The following is a 19,006-nucleotide window of genomic DNA, read 5'->3' as shown; positions in this document are numbered from 1 at the left end:
TGGCCGTAAGTCAACGATGACCATGAGGCACGCAACCGGTTACGCTCACTGCCGTGACCGGACCACTCAACATGGCCGACGTCGCCGCGCTCGCCGGGGTGTCGAAGGCGACCGTCTCGCGGGTCCTGAGCGGGGCGCCCGGGGTCTCCGACGAGACCCGGACGCGGATCAAGGCGCTGGTCAAGGAGCTGTCGTACGTCGTCTCGCCGGACGCGTCCCGGCTCAGCCGGCGCGCGAACGGCCGGATCGCCGTGGTCATGCCGCACACGACCAGCTGGTTCTTCGGCGCCGTCCTGGCCGGCATCCTGCCCGTCCTCCGCGACGCCGGCCTCGACGCGCTCGTCTACCAGGTCGCCGACGGCCGGGAGTTCTTCGCCGACCTGCCGGCGCAACGCCAGGTCGACGCCGTGATCGTGGTGGCGTTCCCGGTCACCGGGTTCGAGCGGCGCCAGCTCGACCTGCTCGGCGTGCCCGTCGTGGTGGCCGGCGGCGCCCTGCTCGACCACCCGAACGTCCGCATCGACGACGTCGCCGCGGCGCGGCAGGCGGTCACCCACCTGATCCGCTCGGGCCACGACCGGATCGCGATGATCAACGCGGCCGTGACCCCGGAGCGCCCCTACTCGCCGCCGACCGACCGGCTGCAGGGGTACCGCACCGCCCTGGCCGGCGCCGGCCTGCCCGCCGACCCCGACCTCGTCGTCGAGCTGCCGTGGAGCGGCACCATGGGCGCGCACGCCATGGACCGGCTGCTGAGCCTGGAACGGCCGCCCACCGCCGTCTTCGGGTTCTCCGACGAGGTCGCGGTCGGCGCGCTCCGCAGCCTCCGCCGGGCCGGCATCCCGGTCCCGCGCGCCGTGTCGGTGGTGGGGATCGACGACCACCCGATCGCCGAGCTGTGCGACCTGACCACGGTCCGGCAACCCGCCGAGGAGCAGGGCACCGAGGCCGCCAGATTGGCCCTGTCCCTACTCGGCGGTGGTGACCCCCCGCAAAACCCCCACGTCACCCTGCCCACCCACCTCGTCATCAGGGCGACCACCGGCCCCCTCGACCCCTGACCCGCCTCCCTTTCCGGATCTTGGACTCCCGAGGGTGCTGGAGCACCGCACGGAGTCCAAGATCGCGAATGGCCACCGGGCGAACCGCACGTCGACCCTGTCGTGATCAGAGCGTCACGACGGTGCCGTCGCGGCGGGCGCGCTCGGCGGCCCACACCACGCGGTGGCTGGCCAGGGACTCGGTCGGGCCGGTGGTGATCAGGTCCGGGTCGGCGGTGGAGAGGGCCGCGAGGAAGGCGTCGACGAGACCGGCGTCGCCGCCGCCGTGGCCGCGGGCGGCGTCGGCGCCGTCGTGGGGGACCTCGACGGTTTCGCCGGTGCCGGTGACGAAGTCGTAGACGTACACCCGCTGGCCGTCGGTCTCCAGGTAGCCGCGGGTGCCCATGATCCGGGTCTTGCGGTCGGACATCGGGGTGAACGCCGACACGGTGATCGACGCGGTGACCCCGCCCTCGTACTCGATGTTGACGACCTGGTGGTCGACGGCGTCGTTGTCGCAGGCGTAGACGCAGCGCCCGTACGGGCCGTCGCGGAGGGCGGCGTCGACGGCGTCGGCGGTGAACGTGTCGACGACGGTGCCGAGCGGCCACCGCTCCCGGTTCGGGTTGCCGAGGCAGGAGTTGTAGAGGCGGACCGCCGAGTACGGGCAGTCGGGTTCGACGCGGCAGGTGACGCACCGGTCGCTCGCGCCGGGCGGGGCCTGCTCGGGCCTGAAGTGGAAGAGCGAACCGAACGAGGAGACGCGCACCGCCCGGCGACCCACCACGTACTGCAACCAGTCGACGTCGTGGCAGGCCTTGGCCAGCAGCAGCGGCGTGGCCCGGTCGGCGCGCCGCCAGTTGCCGCGCACGTACGAGTGCGCGAAGTGCCACCACCCCACCGGCTCCAGGTGCTGAACGGCGACGAGCGCTCCGATGCGTCCAAGAAGATCTTTGACGAGACGCGTGTGCGGGGTGTACCGCAGCACGTGGCACACCGCCAGCCGCACGCCGGACCGCTCCGCCGCGGCGGCGATGGCCAGCCCCTCCTCCTCGGTGGGCGCGACCGGTTTCTCCAGCAGGATGTGGTAACCGGCGTCGGCGAAGGCGACCGCGGGACCCACGTGGTCGCGGTCCTGGGTGGCGACGACGACCGCGTCGGCCAGCCGCGGGCGGGCGGCCAGCGCCGTCCAGTCCTCGAACACCGCGTCGGCGGGAAGGTCGTACTCCCGCGCGACGACCTCGCGACGCGCCGCGAGCGGTTCCGCGACCGCGACCACCCGGGCCCTCCCCGTGCCGGCCGCGAGCCGCGCGTACTGCTGGCCACGGTTGCCGGCACCGACGACCGCGAGCGTCACCTGGTCGCTCATCTCCACCCCCACGTATTGACGGATGTTGACATCGTGGCCGACGACCGAAACCATCAGAGGGCTCAGGGCCTCCCCGCACCCGCCACTGGCACCGGAAGGATCCCCTGATGCGCCCCTCGTTCCGTACGGCTCTGGCCGGCGCCGCCGCGCTGTTCCTCGTGGCGGTCCCCTTGATCGAAGCACGGGCCACCGTGCCCGAGCCCGTCACCACGCCGGTCACCGGAAACTCGACCTACTTCGACGGCCTCGGCTCGCCGTACGGCGGATGCGGGCTGCCCCAGGCCGAACTCGACAGCCAGGACTTCGTCGCGCTGAACGTGTACGACACACCCGGTGACTACAACTTCTACCCGCGACCCGTCACCGACGCCACCAAGAAGGGCATCTGGAACAACGGGCTCAACTGCGGACGGTTCGTGGAGGTGTCGGTCGGCGACTACTGCACCGGCGTCAACGACGGTGCGCCCGGGCAGGCGTTCTGCCGCAACGGTTCGTGGGTTGCCGACGCGTACAACGGCGCGACGCTGACGATGCTGGTCGCCGACAGCTGCGGCGACTCCAACGCCTGGTGCCGCGACGACCGGTACCACCTCGACCTGTCGAAGCCGTCGCTGAGCCGGTTCACCCGCAACGGGTCGCCGGTCGGCAGCCTGCTGCCGAACAACTTCAACAACCGGCGGATGAACTGGCGGTTCGTGCCGGCGCCCGGCTACACCGGCGACATCCGGATCGGGTTCCTCCAGGGCGCGCAGCGGTGGTGGCCGGCCATCTCCGTCTCGCACCTGGCCAACGGCATCCACGGCGTCGAGTATTTCGCCGACGGCGCCTGGCGCACGGCGGCGATGAACGGCGACATGGGCCAGTCGTACGTCATCGGCGGCACCACGTCGGGCGCGACCGACTTCCGGATCCGGGTCCGCGACGTGGCCGATCAGTTGATCAACAGTGGACGGGTGTACTCGTTCACGCTGCCGGCGGCGTGCGGGAGCCAGTGCGGGGCGGCGTACACGAACGTCAGCTACACGACGTCCACCGAGCCGTCGACACCGCCGTCGACGCCGTCGTCGTCCCAGCCGCCGTCTTCGCAGCCGCCGTCTCCTTCCTCGGGATGTACCGCGACCTATGCGATCACCGGGCAGTGGCAGGGCGGGTTCCAGGCCGAGGTGACCGTGCGGAACAGCGGCACCGCCCCCATCGCCGGCTGGCGGGTGACCTGGACGCTGCCGTCCGGCCAGTCGATCACCCAGGTCTGGAACGGCAGCCACACGGTGGCCGGCGGCACGGTGACCGTCACCGACGTCGGCTGGAACGGCGCCCTCCGCGCCGGCGCGACCGCCGCGTTCGGCCTGACCGCGACCTCGTCCGGGACCCCCGCCGTGCCCACCGTGGGGTGCGCCGTCAGGGCCTGACCGTTCGCAGCAGCGCGTCGAGCACGTCGCGGGTGTGCGGCTCGTCGAGGGTCTCGCGGATCCACGCCTCGGCACCGGCGCGGTCCGGGTTACGCAGGTTCGGCTCCAGCCAGTCGGTGGCGGCGATCTCCACGATGTGACCGAGCTGGGCGATGAGCATCGTGAAGTCGCCCGGTTCGGTGACCGTGGCGGGGCCGCCGGCCGCCGCGTACGCCGACATCAGCGCGCGGGCCCGGCCCGGGTCGGACCGGCCGAACTCGAACAGCGCACAGGCGAGTTCGTGACCGGGGTCGCCCGGCCCGCTGTTCTCCCAGTCGATGACGCAGATCCCACCCTGCGCGGTGGGCAGGACGTTGTCGGCCCACAGGTCGCGGTGGCAGGTGCGCACGTTCGCCGGCGGTCGCAGCCACGCTTCGAGGGCGACCAGTTCGTCGCGCAGCGCCGCGAGCCGCCCGGCGAACGGCGCGCCGGCGGCGTCCAGCCGTTCGACCAGCCCGTCCCAGCCTTCCGCGCCGATCGGCTCGGTGTACCAGGGGTCGACCGGGCCGTCGGTGGGCGGGCCGGCGCGGTGGACCGCGGCGATGGCGGCGCCCACCAGGCCGGGGTCGAGGCCGGGATCCGGCCGGCCGAGATCGACCCACCCGTAGACCCGGACCTGCCGCCCGCCCACGCGGGCGAAGATCCCCCCGGCGGTGGTCCGTCGCACCACCGGCGCCGGCACGCCACCGGCGACCGCCGCTTCCTGGAAACGGGTGGACGGGTCCATCGCGCCCTCGTCGGTCTCGTGGAACGGCACCTTGACCGCCCACGCGCCGTCGACCGTCTCGAGCCGCCACACCTCGCCCTGCTTCCCGCGGGCGACCGACCCGTCGGACAACGCGACCGCCCGCCCGAGCCCGAACCGGTCGGCAAGTTCGTCAGCGTCCACGCCGTACTACAACACACCGGAGCGGCCGCCCGCCGGGCTTTTCCGGCGCCCCGCTACGGTGCCACCCCGCCGTCGCGAGGTTCGAAAATTGGACTTCCGCCACCGGCGCCGTGCACCCCACCATGGGTCATGCGCAGTTACGGCCAGTACTGCCCGATCGCACTCGCCGCCGAGGTCTTCGCCGAGCGGTGGACGCCGATCATTCTCCGGAACCTGCACCTCGGCTGCCACCGGTACGCCGAGATCCTCGACGGCGCACCGGGTCTGCCGCGCAGCGTCCTGTCGACGCGGCTGCGCACGCTCGCCCGCACCGGCGTCCTCCGGCGGACCGGCACCGGCCGGCGGATCCGGTACGAGCTCACCGACTGCGGCCGCGAACTCGTCGACGTGTGCTTCGCGCTCGGCGCGTGGGGTGCCCGCTGGATGCACGTGCGCCCCGAGGACCAGGATCCGTACCTCGCGCTGTGGACCGTCGCCCGCTGCGTCGACCCCGACTCGCTCCTCCCCCGCGGCCGGGTCGTCGTGCGGTTCGACCTCACCGACGGCCGTCCACCGCACCGGTTCTGGCTCGTCGTCGACAAGGCCGGCAACGAGGTGTGCGTCGATCCGCCCGGCCATGCCGAGGACGGCGTCGTCACCACCGACACGGCGTCCCTGATCCGGTGGTACGCCGGGGAGGTGACGCTGGGCGCCGCCCAACGCACCGGCGGCATGACCGTCGCGGCGCCCCGTTGGCTCGAACGCGAACTGGTGCGGTGGGGTCGTTTCAGCCCGTACGCGCACGTCGCCGCCGGTTAGCCCAACGACGTCAGCGCGGCCCGGAGGTTCGGCAGCGGTCCGATCCGTTGCGACGTGTCGCCGCCCTGCGGCGTGCCGGTGGCCTTCAGCAGATCGTTCAGCTGCCGCGCCGTCCACAGTGGACGACCGGTCGCCTTCAGGTACGACTGCAGCGCGGCCACCGCGCCCGTGACGATCGGGCCCGCGCCCGACGTGCCGCCGAACGACCGGGTGTAGCGGATGTTGATGTTCGCCGGTGCCGTTCCGCCCTGCAGGTTGCCGTTGCTGCCGGTGGTGGTGATGTTGTGGCCCCACCCCTGCACGTCGACCCGCGAGCCGTAGACGGAGAAGCTCAGCCGCGAGTGGTTCGTGCTCGACCCGGCACCGACGATGATGGCACCGGAGTCGCGGACCGCACGGGTGAACCGGCCCTGGAACTCGGCGCCGTCGAGGTTCTCGCCCCCGTTTCCGCCGGTGGCGACCACGACCACGCCGAGGCGGGTCAGCAGCGACGTGGCGTCGAAGACCGACTGCACCCACTCCGCCGGGACGTACCGGGTGCCGCCGTTCGGCCCGGTCGTCTGCTGCTCGATGAGCACCACGTCGCCGGGACCGAGCAGCGTGCCGAGATGCGACAGCGCCGCGCCCGGGCGGTACGTCACCTGGCCGCTCGACAGGCGTTGCATCGGCGAGATGCCGAACATCGCCGCGTCCGGAACACCGCCGGTCACGCCGAACCCGTTGTCGTCGGCCACGAGTTCACCGAAGACGGCGGTGCCGTGCTCGTCGGCGAAGCTGGTGTTGCGGGGGAACTGGGTGCCGCCGAGGTCGCTGGACCAGTCCAGCCGGAGGTCCTCGTGGAACGGGTTCCAGTCGTACTCGAGGTCGACGACGCGGGTGCCGGCGCCGCGCGAGCGCGGGTCCTGGCGGGCGCGGTCGGCGTCGACGCCCTGCGGCGCGGGCCGTTGGTAGCCCTGCATCCCGGTGAAGTCGGGGGTGGCGGGCGGCGGCGCCGGTTCCGGCGCGGGGTAGGCGTGGGCGACGGCCGGCAGCGCGGTCAGGTCGGCGAGCGCCTTCGTCGGGTCGGCGTCACCGGGTAGCGTCAGGTGGTACCAGGAAGCCATGTCCGGCACCGGTTGCCCGGCGCTCAGGGGTGCGAGCGCGGTCAGCGTCGGCTCGGGCAGCAGCGGCGCGAGGTCCACGGCGCGGTGCCGGCTCAGCACGCTTCTGACCGCGGACAGGTCGGCGCCATGCGCGCTGCGCACCGCGGCACCGGAACCGCGCACCGACAACGTCTCCTGGAACTTCACCTCGAGCACGACGGCGGCCGCGACGGTGCCGGAACCGGCGACGGCCCGGCCGTCCGGGAGCCGGCCTTCGAGGGTGAGGCGCGTGGTGGTCGCGGTCAGCGCCCTGCTCGCGCGCAACGCGGGTTTGTCGAAGAACACGGTGACGTCGGTGCGGCCGTCGCGGTCGGCATCGGTGACGCTGGTGAGCGGCTGGCCGTCGGCCCACCGGGCAACGCCGACACCGGGTCCGACTCGGAACGTGTCGGGATCGATCCGGCTCACGTCGACGGTCGTCGTGCTCAGCATCGTGAGGGCCAGTTGGCCGTCGCCGGCGAGGTTCACCGTGCCGGGTGCCCGCACCGGCACGGTTTCCGGAGCGGCAGGGGTGGCGGCCGACGCCGGTGCGGCCAGAATGCCGGCGGCGGCAACGGACATCAGGGTCAGGGTCGCACGCATGTGATTCTCCAGGCTCAGGGGCGCAGGTCGGGTTCGGCGGCGCGGGCGGCGGTCAGGACGGACGTCTGTTCGGCGGCGCTGAGCAGCCCGCGTCCGCGCCAGGTCGTGGTGACCTGCTGCACCTGCGCCACGAAGGCCGGATGGTCCGCGAACGGGGCACGGGCCCAGACGGCGTCGAGGAAGCCCTCCCGGTTCGGCACGCCCGAGTTGCGGGTGCCGAACACGACGGTGGGCTCGTTGCGCCGCACGTAGAGGTGGTGTGCCTGGGTGTCGCCGAGGTAGAGCGGGCGCAGACGCAGGCCGTTGCTGGTGAACTGGTTCGGCGCGCCCGCGACGGGTGGCAGCGCGATGCGGCCGTCCAGTTTGACGTTGGCGTAGAGGGAGAAGTTCAGCAGGCCCGTGGTGCTGCTGACGGCACCGAGCAGCACCGGGCCGTGGCGGATCGCCTGCACGTCCGCGCGGTCCACTGTGGACTCCGAGCGCGTCGTGAACGGAACCGCGATCCGCACGGTGTCGCCGTCGCGCCACTGGCGGCCGGCGAGCAGGTACGTGCCGGGCGGCCTGGGCCCGGTCTGCTCGACGCCGTTGACCCACAGCCGGAACCCGGTCGCCCACTGGGGAATCCGCACGTGCAGGTCGAAGGCGGCGGTCCCGCCGATGGTGAGCGTGCTCTCCTGGGCGCGCGGGAAGTCCGTGGCCTGGGTGACCGTCACGCCCTTCTCGGTCCACCGCAGCACCGACCCGACGAACAGGTTCACGTACAGCGCCGAGTGATCGGCGGCCCGGAGGTAGATGGTCTCCTGGTACTTGGTGTGGTTCTCCAGACCCGTTCCACCGCAACAGGTTCCGATGTTCCCGAACGAACGCACGTTGCCCGGCGACAGCGGCACGAAGTAGGTGACGTTGGGGCTGCTCGTGCTGTCGGCGTCGCGCCGCGACCCGAGGATGTGGTTGACCAGGCCGCGTTCGTAGTACTCCAGGTACGCCGGGTCGGGGTCGTGGAAGAACAGGTTCCGGGCGACGCGGAGCAGGTTGTACGTGGTGCACGTCTCCGCGCCGTTGCCGCCGATCGAACCGGCGATGTTGCCGCGCGGCTGGAACAGTTCGGGGTTCGAGTTGGCCGCTTCGCCCGCCGTCGCCGGCCACGTTCCGCTCGTGCCGCCGTGCGCGTACATCCGGTGCGGCACCACCATGCGGTAGAAGTTCTCGGTCACCGTGCGGTACTCGGCCGTTCCGGACCGGTCGAACACCCGCAGGTAGCCGAGGAACTGCGGCACGTGCGTGTTGGCGTGCAGGCGGGTGAGCGTGTCCCGGTTCTCCAGGCCCCGAACAGCGCCTGACGGTTGTCGAAGCACATCGCGGCCGTGAGGTACTTCTGCTGGCCGGTCAGCGCGTGGAGGTCGGCCAGCACCTCGTTCATCGCGCCGAACTCGCCGGCGATGTAGATGGCCCACATCCGGTTCAGCGTCGCGCGTGGAAGGACCGACAGTCTACTGTGGACCCAGTCGCCCATCCTCGTGACGACGTCGAGCGCCTGCGTGTTGCCCGTCAACAGGTACGCGTCCAGCAGCCCACGCATGATCTTGTGGCAGGTGTAGTACGGCGCCCAGATCGTCGGGTAGGTGGCGAACGACTCCAGTTGCACGAACTGGGTCTCCGGGTACGCGGCCAGGAAGCCGGGGTGGCTGAACCGACCCGCCATCGCCTGCTGGCACTGCGCCAGCCCGGCGACGATCTGGTCGACCTTGTCCTTGTACACGGCGTTGGTCGAGGCGGCGGCGCACTGCGCGAACATCGTGAGCAGGTGGCCGCTGAAGTGCCCGCGCAGGTTGCCGGTCGCGTCGTCCCAGCCGCCGGGCGGCGCCGATCCGGACGGCGTGGGCAGCCCGGCGGTGACGCGGAAGTTGTGCAGCACCCGGTCGACCGGGTAGGCGGCGGCGTAGCGCAGGACCCGGTCGCGCTTCCCGGCGAAGACCGTGCCGTCGGCGATCGACACGCGGTGCAGGGGGAAGGGGCGGACGACCCAGCGCGGGTTGGCATCGAGGAAGGCGGTCTGCGGCGGCTCGGCGGCGGCGGTGCTCACAGCCGCGTTCACAGCCGCTGCGGCCGGTTGGGCGAGCGCCGAGCCGGCGACGGTGACACCGGCAGCCTTCAGAAAGTCGCGACGGTCGGGCACAGTAGGCACCTTTCACGGTGGCGTGAACTACTGGCCCGGTACGAGTTCGCGCGGAGACGGTTCCCACACCGTACCGACTCCATCGCCGCATTTCCAGATAGAGATTTGTCGATCTGAGACCCGGGTCGGCCCGGCGGCGGCTACGCGGCGCGGGTGGCGCGGAACCGGAACGCCCGCGGGTTCACCGACGTGCGCACGTCGCTGAACCCGGCCGTCGCCAGCCGGCCGGGCAGCGCGTCGGGATCGACGGGCGTCATCGTGTCGGCGACGTGGTACAGCCGGAACCGCAGGCTCACCCGGCTGTCCGACCCGGCGAACACCCCGCCGGGACGCAGCACGCGGCGCGCCTCGGCGAACAGGCGGTCCTGCGCGGCGGGGTCCGGGAGGTGGTGCAGCATCGTGAAGCAGACCACCGCGGAGAACGTCCCGTCCGCGAACGGGAGCCGGGTGGCGTCGCCGCGTACGACGTCGAAACCCTTGCCGCGCAACCGTTCCGCGAGCGTGCCGTCGATCTCGACCGCCGTCAGCGCCGGGGCGCGGGCCGCGAGCAGGCGGGTGGTGACGCCGGGGCCGGGCCCGAGTTCGAGGACGGCGTCGCCGAGGTCGACCCCGTCGAGCGCCCACGGCAGCAGGGCGTGCTCCACCGTGCGCGACCACCGGGCCGACCGGCAGTACCACATGTGCAGACGGTTCATGGCGGGCACGCTACGGTGATGCGGTGCCCGTCCGGAACACGACAGCCAGCCAACTGATATCGCAATCCGGCCAACTCGCCGGATCGGTCGACGGCGGCATCCTCGTCGGGTCGTTCCGGTTCGCCGCCGGCCGGCGGACGCCCACCCACGTGCACGCCGACCACCAACTGGTGTGGGCGCAGTCCGGCGTCCTGCACGTCACCACCGACGGCGCCGGTTGGGTCCTGCCGCCGACCCGCGCGGTGTGGGTGCCGGCCGGCGTCCCGCACACCACCGGCGCCAGCACCCCGGCGACCCTGCGCAGCCTGTACCTGCCGCCGGACTGCCCGGTGCGGTTCGCCGAGCCCACCGCGATCGCGGTCGACGACCTGCTGGCCGCGCTGATCGTCCACCTGGCCCGCATCGACCTGCCGGCAGCCGCCCGCACCCGCGCCGAGGCCGTGGTCTTCGACCTGGTGACGCCGGCCCGCGCGGGCGTCGTCCACGTGCCCATGCCCCGCGACCCCCGTGCCCTACACCTGGCCGAGACGCTGGTCGCCGACCCGGCCGACGCCCGCGACCTGCCCGCCTGGGGACGGCACGTGGGCGCCAGCACCCGCACGCTGGCCCGCGTCTTCGTGGCCGAGACGGGCCTGAGCTTCGCCCGCTGGCGCACGCACGTCCGGCTGCGGGCCGCCCTGGTCCACCTGGCCGACGGCGTCCCGGTCTCGGCGGTGGCCGGCCGCGTCGGCTACCAGACGCCGAGCGCGTTCGTCTCGGTCTTCCGCCGCACCCTCGGCGTCACCCCCGGCCACTACCTGACCCGCTGATCCCCCGCGTCACGCGTCGCGACTGGTGAGGAGGACGCCGGCCAGCAGCAGGGAACCCGCCGCCCACGCGGCCAGGACGCCCAGGCCCTGCCAGGGGCCGATCGGGAGGTCGTCGAGGCCCTGCGTGGCCTGGATCGCCAGGCCGGCGTTCGTCGGGGAGACCTGTTTCAGGTGACGCGCGAAGTCGGCGTCGGAGACGGCCAGGGCGACGATCGGGAAGACGTACAGCAGGGCCAGTACGGCGCCGATCGCCGTGGCCGAGTCCCGCACCAGCGTGGCGATTCCCAGGCTCAGCAGGGCGATCAGCGTCAGGTAGGCCACCGAGCCGACGGCGGCGCGGAGCACGGGTTCGGAGCCGAGGTCGGGGGCGATGAAACCGTTGCCGGGCAACAGGTTCCGGCCGGCGAGCAACGACACGACGACCGCGGGGACGGCGGCCACCACCATCATCGCGGTGACCGTCACGGCCTTCGCGGCGAGCACCGCCAGCCGGCGGGGCGTCGCGGTCAGGGTGAGGCGCATGGTGCCGCTCGCGTACTCCGTGCCGACCACGAGCACCCCCAGAATGGCGGCCACCGCCTGGCCCAGCGTCACGCCGGTGAGGCTGACCTTCGTCGGGTCGAGCGCGCACCCGCGGGCCGGGCAGGTGGTGACGGCCGAGGCGAAGACGCTCACCGCGGCGGTCGTCACCACCACGCACAGGATGAGCCAGACGGTGCCGGGAGACGTGCGCAGCTTCGTCCACTCGCTTCTCAACGTGTTCACGCGTCGGCCTTCCGCAGCCGGTACCAGGCGCCGGCCATCGTCAGCGCGATCCAGCCGACCAGAACCGCGAAGCCGGCTCCCGGCGCCAACGGGAAGTAGCCGCCCGCCACGGTGTACAGGTTGTCGACCTGTGTGTACTCGCGGGTGCTCTGCTGCACCGCGAACGCGGCCGCCGGGGTGACGCTCAACAGCCGGTCCCCGACGCGGTCGGAGAGCACGGTGACCGCGAGCAGGTACGGCAGCACCACCGTCACCATGGCGAGCGTCACGCCGACCGCGCTGCGCCGCACCAGCGCGCCCAGCGCGACGCCGAGCACGGCCGCGGTCGCCAGCAGCGCGGCCGTGCCGAACACCATGCGGACCACCGTCGCGGTCGGGGTCGCGGAGACGTACGCCCCGTTGCCGACGAGCACCGCGCGGCCCGCGGTGACCACGACCGTCGCCGCGACCAGGCCGACGGCGAACGCCACGGCACCGACGACAGCGGCCTTGGCGGCCAGGATCCGGCCGCGGTGCGGGCTCGCGGCGACCGTGGTACGGATCAGGCCGCGCCGGTACTCGGTGGTGACCGACATCGTCGCGACGACGAGCACGAACACGAGACCGAGGAACGTGCCGACGAGCGTCTGCGTCAGGCTCAGGCCGAGACCGTTGGTGCCGGCCACCGCGGGAGCGATGTCGCCGGACCCGCCGGTGAGCGTGAACCCGTCACCGGAGCGCTCGACGGTGCCCGGTGGCGGTGCCGCCGGACCCCGGTCGCCGCCGCGGCCGATCTGCTCGCCGGCCCAGTCGCCCGCGGCCCACCCGCCCTGAGTGTCAACGCTTTCGAAGGTCGCGGCGGCGGTCGACGGGCCACCGGACGCACCCGTGAGGCCGACGGCCTCGCGGCTGATCTCCGTGTACTGCGGCGACGTCAGGAACAGCCCGGCCTCCACTGTGGACGGTAGCCCCGGCACGCGCACGGTGGCGACCGTCGACCAGGTGACGCCGTCGGCCGACGCGGCGCCGGTGACGGTGTCGCCCGTGCGGGTCAGCCGCAACCACGGTCCGCCCGACCCGGCTCCGTCATAGGTGAGGTCGTGGGTGAAGTCGTACTGCATCCGCACCCCGTGCCCGCCGGTCGTCATCACCGCCGCGTACGACGAGCCCTGCTTCACACCGTCCTTGAGGATCAGGCCGGCCTTGGCCCACGGAACCAGCCCGGGGCGGCTCGGCGTTCCGGGGTCGAACGACGGCAGTTCCCCGGTGAACGACGCGACCCGCGCGGTGATGCTGCCGTCGCCGGTCAACGACCGGTGGGCGAACGTGAAGGAGTCGGTGACCTCCTCGCCGCCCGGCCCGACCGGCAGCGAGCACGTGTCCGGGGAGCAGGTGCCACCGGGACCCGGTGCCAGCCCGAGCCCCACGATCACCACGAACCCCAGCGCCATCGTCACGACCCAGCCGCGGACGGTGCGCAGCTTCGTCCATTCGGCGTGCAGTTGCCGGATCATCGCGGCACCCCCTGGTACTCCACCGCATCGCGGGTGAGTTCGAGGTACGCCTCTTCCAGCGTGGCCCGGTGCGCGGAGATCTCGGCGAACGGCACCCCCGCCCGGGTCAGGTGGGCCACGACCGTCTGCGCCGGCAGGCCCGCCACCACGAGCGTGTCCGGTCCGGTCACCGTGACGCGCGCACCCGCGTCACCGAGAACCGCCGCGGCCCCGGCCACCGCGCCTCGCACCGTGACGCGACCGGCGGCGACCGACGCCAGCAGGTCGGCGACCCCGACGTCCGCGATGACCCGGCCGCGCCCGACCACCACGACGTGGTCGGCGACGTCCTGCAGTTCGCTCATCAGGTGACTGGAGACGAGCACCGCGCGGCCCTCGGCCGCGAGCGACCGCAGGAACCCGCGCATCCAGATGATGCCCTCGGGATCCATGCCGTTGAAGGGCTCGTCGAGCATGAGCGCGGGCGGATCGCCGAGGAGGGCCGCGGCGATGCCCAGCCGCTGGCGCATGCCCAACGAGAAGCCGCCGGCGCGGCGCCGGGCCACGCTGTCGATGCCGGCCGTCCGCAGGACCGCGTCGACCCGGCTCGCCGGCAGCCCCTGCGAGTGCGCGAGCCACAGCAGGTGGTTGCGCGCCGTGCGGGACGGTTGCAGCGCGCCGGCGTCGAGCAGCGAGCCGACCGTGCACAGTGGACGCTTCAGCTTCCGGTAGGGGACGCCGCCGACGAGCGCGGTGCCCGCGTCGGCCGAGTCCAGCGCCAGGATCACCCGCATGGTGGTGGACTTGCCGGCACCGTTCGGGCCGACGAACCCGGTGACCCGTCCGGGCGGGACGGCGAAGGACATCCCGTCGAGGGCGAGGGTCGCGCCGAACCGCTTGCGCAGCCCGGCGACCTCGATAGTCGCGTCAGTCATGGTCGTCGGTTCTACGCGGCGGCCGGTGTCGGCGGCGTGTCGCCGGGTGACACCCCGTTGGCACCTTTCGTTTGGCATGGTGGACGGGTGCGCGTACTGGTCGTCGAGGACTTCGGGATCCTGGCCCGGACCATCGGGACGGGGCTGCGCCGTGAGGGCATGGCGGTCGACGTCGTCGGTGACGGGATCGCGGCGCTGGAGCGGCTCGGCGTCGTCCGGTACGACGTCGTGGTGCTCGACCGCGACATTCCCGGCGTGCACGGCGACGACGTGTGCCGGCGGATCGTCGCCGACCACTCGTCGTCGCGGGTGCTGATGCTCACCGCCGCCGGCACCGTGGCCGACCGGGTCGACGGTCTCGGCATGGGCGCCGACGACTACCTGCCCAAGCCGTTCGAGTTCGCCGAACTGGTGGCCCGGATCCGGGCGCTGGGCCGGCGGCCGACCACCGCGCTGCCGCCGATCCTCACGAGCGGCGACCTGACACTCGACCCGGCCCACCGGGTCGCGACGCGGGCCGGCCGCCGGCTCGACCTCAGCCCGAAGGAGTTCGCCGTGCTCGAATGCCTGCTCGCCGCCGGTGGCCGGCCGGTGTCGGCGGAGGCGCTGCTCGACCAGGTCTGGGACGAGGCGGCCGACCCGTTCACCACCGCCGTGAAGACCACCGTCCGCCGGTTGCGGACCAAACTCGGTGACCCGCCGGTGGTGCACACCGTGCGCGAGGCCGGCTACCGGATCGGCATGTCGTGAAACTGCGAACGCGACTGACTCTTCTGTACGCCGTGCCGTTCCTGTTGTCGGGCACGCTGCTGGTGGCGATTCCCGTGCTGCAGTCCCGCTCGTCGTCGCCGGTCGGGTCCGGTAGCGGGCCGCCACCCGTCGAGGTGGAGACGCCCACGCAGAACCGGATCCTGATCGCCGCCGTGATCGCGCTGGGCCTGATGGTGGTGGTGTCGGTGCTCGCCGGGTGGCTCGTCGCCGGGCGGTTCCTGCGTCCACTGTGGACCATCACCGCGACGGCGCGCGACATCTCGGCGAGCAACCTGCACCGCCGCCTGGGCCACCTCGGCCGGGACGAGTTCGCGCTCCTGGCCGGCACCCTCGACGACCTGTTCGAGCGGTTGCAGGCCGCGTTCGTGTCACAGCAACGGTTCGTCGCCAACGCCGCGCACGAGTTGCGGACGCCGCTGACGGCCGAGCGGACGCTGCTGCAGGTCGCCCTCGCCGACCCCGACGCGAGCGTCGACTCGCTGCGCGGGGCGTGCGAGGAGGTGCTGACGCTGGGACGGGCGCAGGAACGGCTGATCGACGCGCTCCTGACGCTGGCGACGGGTGAACGCGGCATCGAACAGAGGGAGCCGCTCGACCTGGCGACGATCGCGGCCGAGGTCGCGGCCGACCGGGCCGAGACGACGCTGGAAACGGCACCCACGGCCGGCGATCCGCGCCTGGTGGAGATCCTCGTCGCGAACCTGGTCGACAACGCGGTGCGCTACAACGTCCCCGGTGGCCGCGTCGGCGTGGCGACGTCCACGGTGGACGGTCGGGCCCGCCTCACGGTGACCAACACCGGGCCGGTGGTTCCGCCGGGTGAGCTCGCCCGGCTGTTCGAACCGTTCCAACGTCTCGGCCGGCAGCGCCTGCGGCATCCGGACGGCCACGGCCTGGGGCTGGCGATCGTGCGGGCGATCGCCACCGCACACGGCGCGGCGCTCACCGCGCACGCCAACCCCGGCGGCGGCCTGACCGTCACGGTCGACTTTGGCCCGTGACGGTGGCCCAGTAGTCCGCGACGCGGTCGGCGCTCGTGGTCACCAGGCCGAGGTAGCCGTCCGGGCGGACCAGGGCGAGGGTGCCGTCGGCCATGTCGTAGGCGGCGCGCGCGTGGCCGTCGGGGTCGACGATCCGGTAGGCGCGCACGGCGTCCCCGAAATCGTGCCGGGGAATTGACGTTCCGAACGCCAGCAGTGTCCAGTGTGGACCGTGGAACAGGTCGAACAGGCGCACCGCGTTTCCGTCTACCGTGACCGGCGCGTCGGGCGCGCGGTCGCCGGCGACGGTGGCTCCCGGGTGCTCGCGGTCGTCGCGCGACAGCAGGCCGTCGCGGTAGTTCAGCGTGAGGCCCTGGACCTCGGGACCGCGCACGTGCGCGTCGGCGTCGCCGCGCCGGTGCTTCTCCAGCAGCTGCGTGGCGAGGTCGAGCGCGGCGCGGGCCGCCTTCATCCGCTCCGGTTCGTAGCTGTCGAGCAGGATGTCCGACCCGGCGGCGAGCTTCCAGCCGAGGTTGTACGCGTCCTGGATCCCGGTGTTCATGCCCTGCCCGCCGGTCGGCGGGTGGACGTGCCCGGCGTCGCCGATCAGGAACACCCGACCGTCGCGGAACCGCTCCGCCAGCCGCGTGTTGGACCGCCACGTCGTGTGCCAGGTGACCTCGCGCACGACGATGTCGTCGCGGCCGGACGCCTCGGTGATCGTCCTCTGTAGATAGTCGCGGATCGGCTCGGCGGCGTCGGTGGGCGGCCGGGCGGTGACGACGAACAGGTCGGTGCCGGCCAACGGCACCACGCCCGCCCCGCCGTCGCCGATCGGCCACACGCGGCCGTGGTCGCGGGTGATGCCGTCGATGCGGGCGTCGGCGAACAGCACGGTCGTGGCCTCGTCGGTCTCGCCGGGGAACGGGATGCCGAGTTTCTTGCGGACGGTGCTGCGCCCGCCGTCGGCACCGACGAGATACCGGACGCGCACCCGCTCGCCGGTGCTCAGGGTCGCGGTGACGCCGTCGTCGTCCTGGGTGAAGTCGACCAGCGCGGTGCGCATCTCCACCTCGACGCCCAGGGACGCCAGCCGCGTACGGAGGATCTCCTCGGTGCGGAACTGCGGCACCATCCAGATGTTCGGGTACGGCGTCGACGGGGTCGGGTCGACGGGCGTGCTCATCTCGCCCTCCCAGACCACCTCGTCGCCCTTGTAGGCGCGCATCAGCGTGCCGAGGTCGCCGTTGGCGAGGACCGGGTCGAGCACGTCCAGGTCGGCGAAGACCTCCAGCGTCCGCGGCATGATGCCGTCGGCGCGCGAGCCGCCGAAGAACGCGTCGGCCTGGTCGACGACGCGGACCGCGACCCCGCGCGACGCGAGCGCGATACCGAGCGTGAGACCGGCGGGTCCGGCACCCACCACCAGAACGTCCATGATCTCCCCCTGTTCGTATCACGTACGACTGATTCGTACGTCGTACGACTAAGGTAATCGGTACGGTGTACGAATGGCAAGTGAGGGACTGATCTGGACCCGCCCGGAGCCGGGCTCACGGCGTCCGAAATTCACCCGCGACCAGATCGCGGCCACCGCCTTGGCCATCGCCGACGCCGAGGGGTTCGCCGCGGTGTCGATGCGCCGCATCGCCGCCGACCTGGGCGCCGGCACGATGACGCTCTACTACTACGTGCGCACCAAGGACGAACTGGTCGCGCTCATGGACGACGCGCTCATGGGCGAGGTGCTGATCCCCGCCGACGAGTTCCCGTCCCACTGGTTCGAGGCGATGACGGCGATCGCCGAACGCACCTGGGACGTGCTGATGCGTCACCCGTGGGCGCTCTCCTCGTTGCAGAGCGCGGCCGTCGGCCCCAACGCGATGCTGCACTTCGAACAGTCGCTCGCCGCGCTCGCCGACACCGGCCTGAGCGCGCCCGACCGGTTCGCGCTGATCGCGTGGGTCGACGACTACATCCACGGCAACGTGCTGCGCGCGGCGGAACTACGCTCGCCGAACGCCGTCCCGCCCGACGACGAGCGCATCGAGGAGGCGGTCCGGTTCGGTCAGAGCCAGCTGGCGACCGGCCGTTTCCCCCACACGGCGACCCTCTTCGGCGACGAGGACCCGCGCACCGCGTTCCCGAAACTCCTCGGCGAACGGACCGACCGCGAACGCTTCCGCGACGGCCTCGCGATGCTGCTGCGCGGCGCCGCCGCGGAACTGAACCTGAGCCTGGGCTAGCCCTTCCTGCCTCAGCCTGTGCTAGACCTTCCTGCCTCAGCCTGTGCTAGACCTTCTTGCCGATGCCGGCGGCGACCTTCAGCGCGGTGGCGGCCTCGGTCTCCTCGGGCCACCAGTCCTGCACGTCGACCAAGCCGGGGTCGAGGAGGTCGAAGCCGTCGAAGAACGGCCGGATCTCGGCGCGGGTGCGGAAGCACATGGGCTGCGGCGAGCCCACCGAGATCTCCTCGAGCTTGGCCTTGGCGGCCGGGTCGCTGCCGTCGGTGCAGAACTGCGACAACGCCATGTAGCTGCCCGACGCCATGCGGTCGCGGTAGCGGGCGACGATGCCGGCCGGGTCGTCCCCGTCGGCGACGAGGTGGAACAGGCCGATGAACAGGATCAGCACCGGCTTGTCGAAGTCGATCAGCTCGCGCACGTGCGGGTTGTCGAGGATCCGCTGCGGCTGCCGCACGTCCTCCTGCAGCGAGATGACGCTCTCGTGCGAGGCGAGCAGGGCATTGTTGTGGACGTACACGAGCGGGTCGGCGTCGACGTAGACGACCTTGGCCGCCGGGTTGATGGCGTGGGCGGTCTCGTGCACGTTGGGCGAGGTCGGCAGGCCGCTGCCGATGTCGAGGAACTGGTCGATCCCCTCGTTGGCGGCCTTCTGCACGATGCGGAGCAGGAACCGCCGCTGCGCCTTGCCCAGCGCGGGAAGATCGGGGGCGAGATCGATGACCGCCTGTGCGGCGATGCGGTCGACCTCGAAGTTGTCCTTGCCGCCGAGCACGTAGTCGTACGCGCGGGCATGACTCATGACGTTGGGGTCGAAGCTGGGTTCGTCCGTAGCCACGACGCGCACTCCTCAACGATCGACGGTGACCCGTTGATCGTATCCCGCCCCGAT

Annotated in this window: 18 protein-coding genes; 7 read left to right on the top strand and 11 right to left on the bottom strand. The window is 72.4% G+C overall.

Going from position 1 to position 19,006, the window contains the following annotated elements; translation table 11 throughout:
- Positions 1-53: 53 nt before the first annotated feature.
- A complete protein-coding gene (locus tag Vau01_RS38260) occupies positions 54-1,061 on the top strand; it encodes a LacI family DNA-binding transcriptional regulator (protein ID WP_204004053.1) in 1,008 nt (335 codons plus the stop codon).
- 106 nt (positions 1,062-1,167) lie between these two features.
- On the opposite strand, the gene Vau01_RS38255 is transcribed toward Vau01_RS38260, so the two are convergent.
- Entirely contained in the window at positions 1,168-2,409 is a 1,242-nt protein-coding gene (locus tag Vau01_RS38255) for a Gfo/Idh/MocA family protein (protein WP_204004050.1), read from the bottom strand.
- 107 nt (positions 2,410-2,516) lie between these two features.
- Here Vau01_RS38255 and Vau01_RS38250 point away from each other — a divergent pair, with 107 nt between their 5' ends.
- A complete protein-coding gene (locus tag Vau01_RS38250; protein WP_204004047.1) occupies positions 2,517-3,818 on the top strand; it encodes a cellulose binding domain-containing protein in 1,302 nt (433 codons plus the stop codon).
- Here the strand turns inward: Vau01_RS38250 and Vau01_RS38245 are convergent.
- Positions 3,808-4,746 (bottom strand): phosphotransferase enzyme family protein, encoded by a 939-nt coding sequence (locus Vau01_RS38245; protein WP_204004044.1) that lies wholly within the window; start codon positions 4,744-4,746, stop codon positions 3,808-3,810. The genes Vau01_RS38250 and Vau01_RS38245 overlap by 11 nt on opposite strands.
- A gap of 129 nt (positions 4,747-4,875) precedes the next feature.
- Between Vau01_RS38245 and Vau01_RS38240 the strand changes: the two genes are divergently transcribed.
- Positions 4,876-5,544 carry a winged helix-turn-helix transcriptional regulator gene (locus Vau01_RS38240; protein ID WP_204004041.1) on the top strand — a complete coding sequence of 223 codons (669 nt, stop codon included), beginning with the start codon at positions 4,876-4,878 and terminating at the stop codon, positions 5,542-5,544.
- Here Vau01_RS38240 and Vau01_RS38235 read toward each other — a convergent pair.
- From Vau01_RS38235 to Vau01_RS38220, 4 genes are all read right to left on the bottom strand, one after another.
- Positions 5,541-7,268: a S8 family serine peptidase gene (locus Vau01_RS38235; RefSeq protein WP_204004038.1), complete on the bottom strand. Its 1,728-nt coding sequence runs from the start codon at positions 7,266-7,268 to the stop codon at positions 5,541-5,543. The genes Vau01_RS38240 and Vau01_RS38235 overlap by 4 nt on opposite strands.
- Positions 7,269-7,282: 14 nt before the next feature.
- Positions 7,283-8,545: a beta-L-arabinofuranosidase domain-containing protein gene (locus Vau01_RS64795; RefSeq protein WP_204004316.1), complete on the bottom strand. Its 1,263-nt coding sequence runs from the start codon at positions 8,543-8,545 to the stop codon at positions 7,283-7,285.
- Complete coding sequence (locus tag Vau01_RS64790) at positions 8,479-9,444, bottom strand: beta-L-arabinofuranosidase domain-containing protein (protein ID WP_204004035.1); 966 nt, start codon at positions 9,442-9,444, stop codon at positions 8,479-8,481. Before Vau01_RS64790 ends, Vau01_RS64795 begins: the two co-directional genes overlap by 67 nt.
- 140 nt (positions 9,445-9,584) lie before the next feature.
- Positions 9,585-10,139 carry a class I SAM-dependent methyltransferase gene (locus Vau01_RS38220; RefSeq protein WP_204004032.1) on the bottom strand — a complete coding sequence of 185 codons (555 nt, stop codon included), beginning with the start codon at positions 10,137-10,139 and terminating at the stop codon, positions 9,585-9,587.
- A gap of 23 nt (positions 10,140-10,162) precedes the next feature.
- On the opposite strand from Vau01_RS38220, the gene Vau01_RS38215 reads away from it, so the two are divergent.
- A complete protein-coding gene (locus Vau01_RS38215; RefSeq protein WP_204004029.1) occupies positions 10,163-10,948 on the top strand; it encodes an AraC family transcriptional regulator in 786 nt (261 codons plus the stop codon).
- A gap of 9 nt (positions 10,949-10,957) precedes the next feature.
- On the opposite strand, the gene Vau01_RS38210 is transcribed toward Vau01_RS38215, so the two are convergent.
- From Vau01_RS38210 to Vau01_RS38200, 3 genes are read right to left on the bottom strand one after another with little or no spacing between them, the layout of a single operon-like run.
- Entirely contained in the window at positions 10,958-11,713 is a 756-nt protein-coding gene (locus tag Vau01_RS38210) for an ABC transporter permease (protein WP_204004027.1), read from the bottom strand.
- Positions 11,710-13,206, bottom strand: a complete 1,497-nt coding sequence (locus tag Vau01_RS38205) for a DUF1349 domain-containing protein (protein WP_204004025.1) — start codon at positions 13,204-13,206, stop codon at positions 11,710-11,712. The genes Vau01_RS38210 and Vau01_RS38205 overlap by 4 nt, the downstream gene beginning before the upstream one ends.
- Entirely contained in the window at positions 13,203-14,120 is a 918-nt protein-coding gene (locus Vau01_RS38200) for an ATP-binding cassette domain-containing protein (protein ID WP_204004023.1), read from the bottom strand. The genes Vau01_RS38205 and Vau01_RS38200 overlap by 4 nt, the downstream gene beginning before the upstream one ends.
- An 87-nt stretch (positions 14,121-14,207) precedes the next feature.
- Here Vau01_RS38200 and Vau01_RS38195 point away from each other — a divergent pair, with 87 nt between their 5' ends.
- Both Vau01_RS38195 and Vau01_RS38190 read left to right on the top strand, forming a co-directional pair.
- A complete protein-coding gene (locus Vau01_RS38195; protein ID WP_204004021.1) occupies positions 14,208-14,870 on the top strand; it encodes a response regulator transcription factor in 663 nt (220 codons plus the stop codon).
- Positions 14,867-15,892: a sensor histidine kinase gene (locus Vau01_RS38190; protein WP_204004019.1), complete on the top strand. Its 1,026-nt coding sequence runs from the start codon at positions 14,867-14,869 to the stop codon at positions 15,890-15,892. Before Vau01_RS38195 ends, Vau01_RS38190 begins: the two co-directional genes overlap by 4 nt.
- Here Vau01_RS38190 and Vau01_RS38185 read toward each other — a convergent pair.
- A complete protein-coding gene (locus Vau01_RS38185) occupies positions 15,870-17,309 on the bottom strand; it encodes an FAD-dependent monooxygenase (RefSeq protein WP_204004014.1) in 1,440 nt (479 codons plus the stop codon). The two genes, Vau01_RS38190 and Vau01_RS38185, sit on opposite strands and share 23 nt — an antisense overlap.
- A 73-nt stretch (positions 17,310-17,382) precedes the next feature.
- Between Vau01_RS38185 and Vau01_RS38180 the strand changes: the two genes are divergently transcribed.
- The gene (locus Vau01_RS38180; RefSeq protein WP_204004012.1) at positions 17,383-18,117 is read left to right on the top strand and encodes a TetR/AcrR family transcriptional regulator; all 735 of its coding nucleotides are present in this window, start codon (positions 17,383-17,385) and stop codon (positions 18,115-18,117) included.
- A 46-nt stretch (positions 18,118-18,163) separates the two neighbouring features.
- On the opposite strand, the gene Vau01_RS38175 is transcribed toward Vau01_RS38180, so the two are convergent.
- Positions 18,164-18,952, bottom strand: a complete 789-nt coding sequence (locus tag Vau01_RS38175; protein ID WP_204004010.1) for an SAM-dependent methyltransferase — start codon at positions 18,950-18,952, stop codon at positions 18,164-18,166.
- Positions 18,953-19,006 lie beyond the last annotated feature (54 nt).

Origin of the sequence: Virgisporangium aurantiacum (assembly GCF_016863635.1) — a bacterium.
GTDB lineage: Bacteria > Actinomycetota > Actinomycetes > Mycobacteriales > Micromonosporaceae > Virgisporangium > Virgisporangium aurantiacum.
Note: the sequence above shows the minus strand (reverse complement) of the source record. Positions and strands in the feature narration are given on the sequence as shown.

Bases quoted from the DNA above. Each gene is read 5' to 3' on its own strand.
- Vau01_RS38255 (WP_204004050.1), bottom strand. From the start codon at position 2,409: ATGAGCGACCAGGTGACGCTCGCGGTCGTCGGTGCCGGCAACCGTGGC.
- Vau01_RS38250 (WP_204004047.1), top strand. From the start codon at position 2,517: ATGCGCCCCTCGTTCCGTACGGCTCTGGCCGGCGCCGCCGCGCTGTTC.
- Vau01_RS38240 (WP_204004041.1), top strand. From the start codon at position 4,876: ATGCGCAGTTACGGCCAGTACTGCCCGATCGCACTCGCCGCCGAGGTC.
- Vau01_RS38235 (WP_204004038.1), bottom strand. From the start codon at position 7,268: ATGCGTGCGACCCTGACCCTGATGTCCGTTGCCGCCGCCGGCATTCTG.
- Vau01_RS38220 (WP_204004032.1), bottom strand. From the start codon at position 10,139: ATGAACCGTCTGCACATGTGGTACTGCCGGTCGGCCCGGTGGTCGCGC.
- Vau01_RS38205 (WP_204004025.1), bottom strand. From the start codon at position 13,206: ATGATCCGGCAACTGCACGCCGAATGGACGAAGCTGCGCACCGTCCGC.
- Vau01_RS38200 (WP_204004023.1), bottom strand. From the start codon at position 14,120: ATGACTGACGCGACTATCGAGGTCGCCGGGCTGCGCAAGCGGTTCGGC.
- Vau01_RS38185 (WP_204004014.1), bottom strand. From the start codon at position 17,309: ATGGACGTTCTGGTGGTGGGTGCCGGACCCGCCGGTCTCACGCTCGGT.
- Vau01_RS38180 (WP_204004012.1), top strand. From the start codon at position 17,383: ATGGCAAGTGAGGGACTGATCTGGACCCGCCCGGAGCCGGGCTCACGG.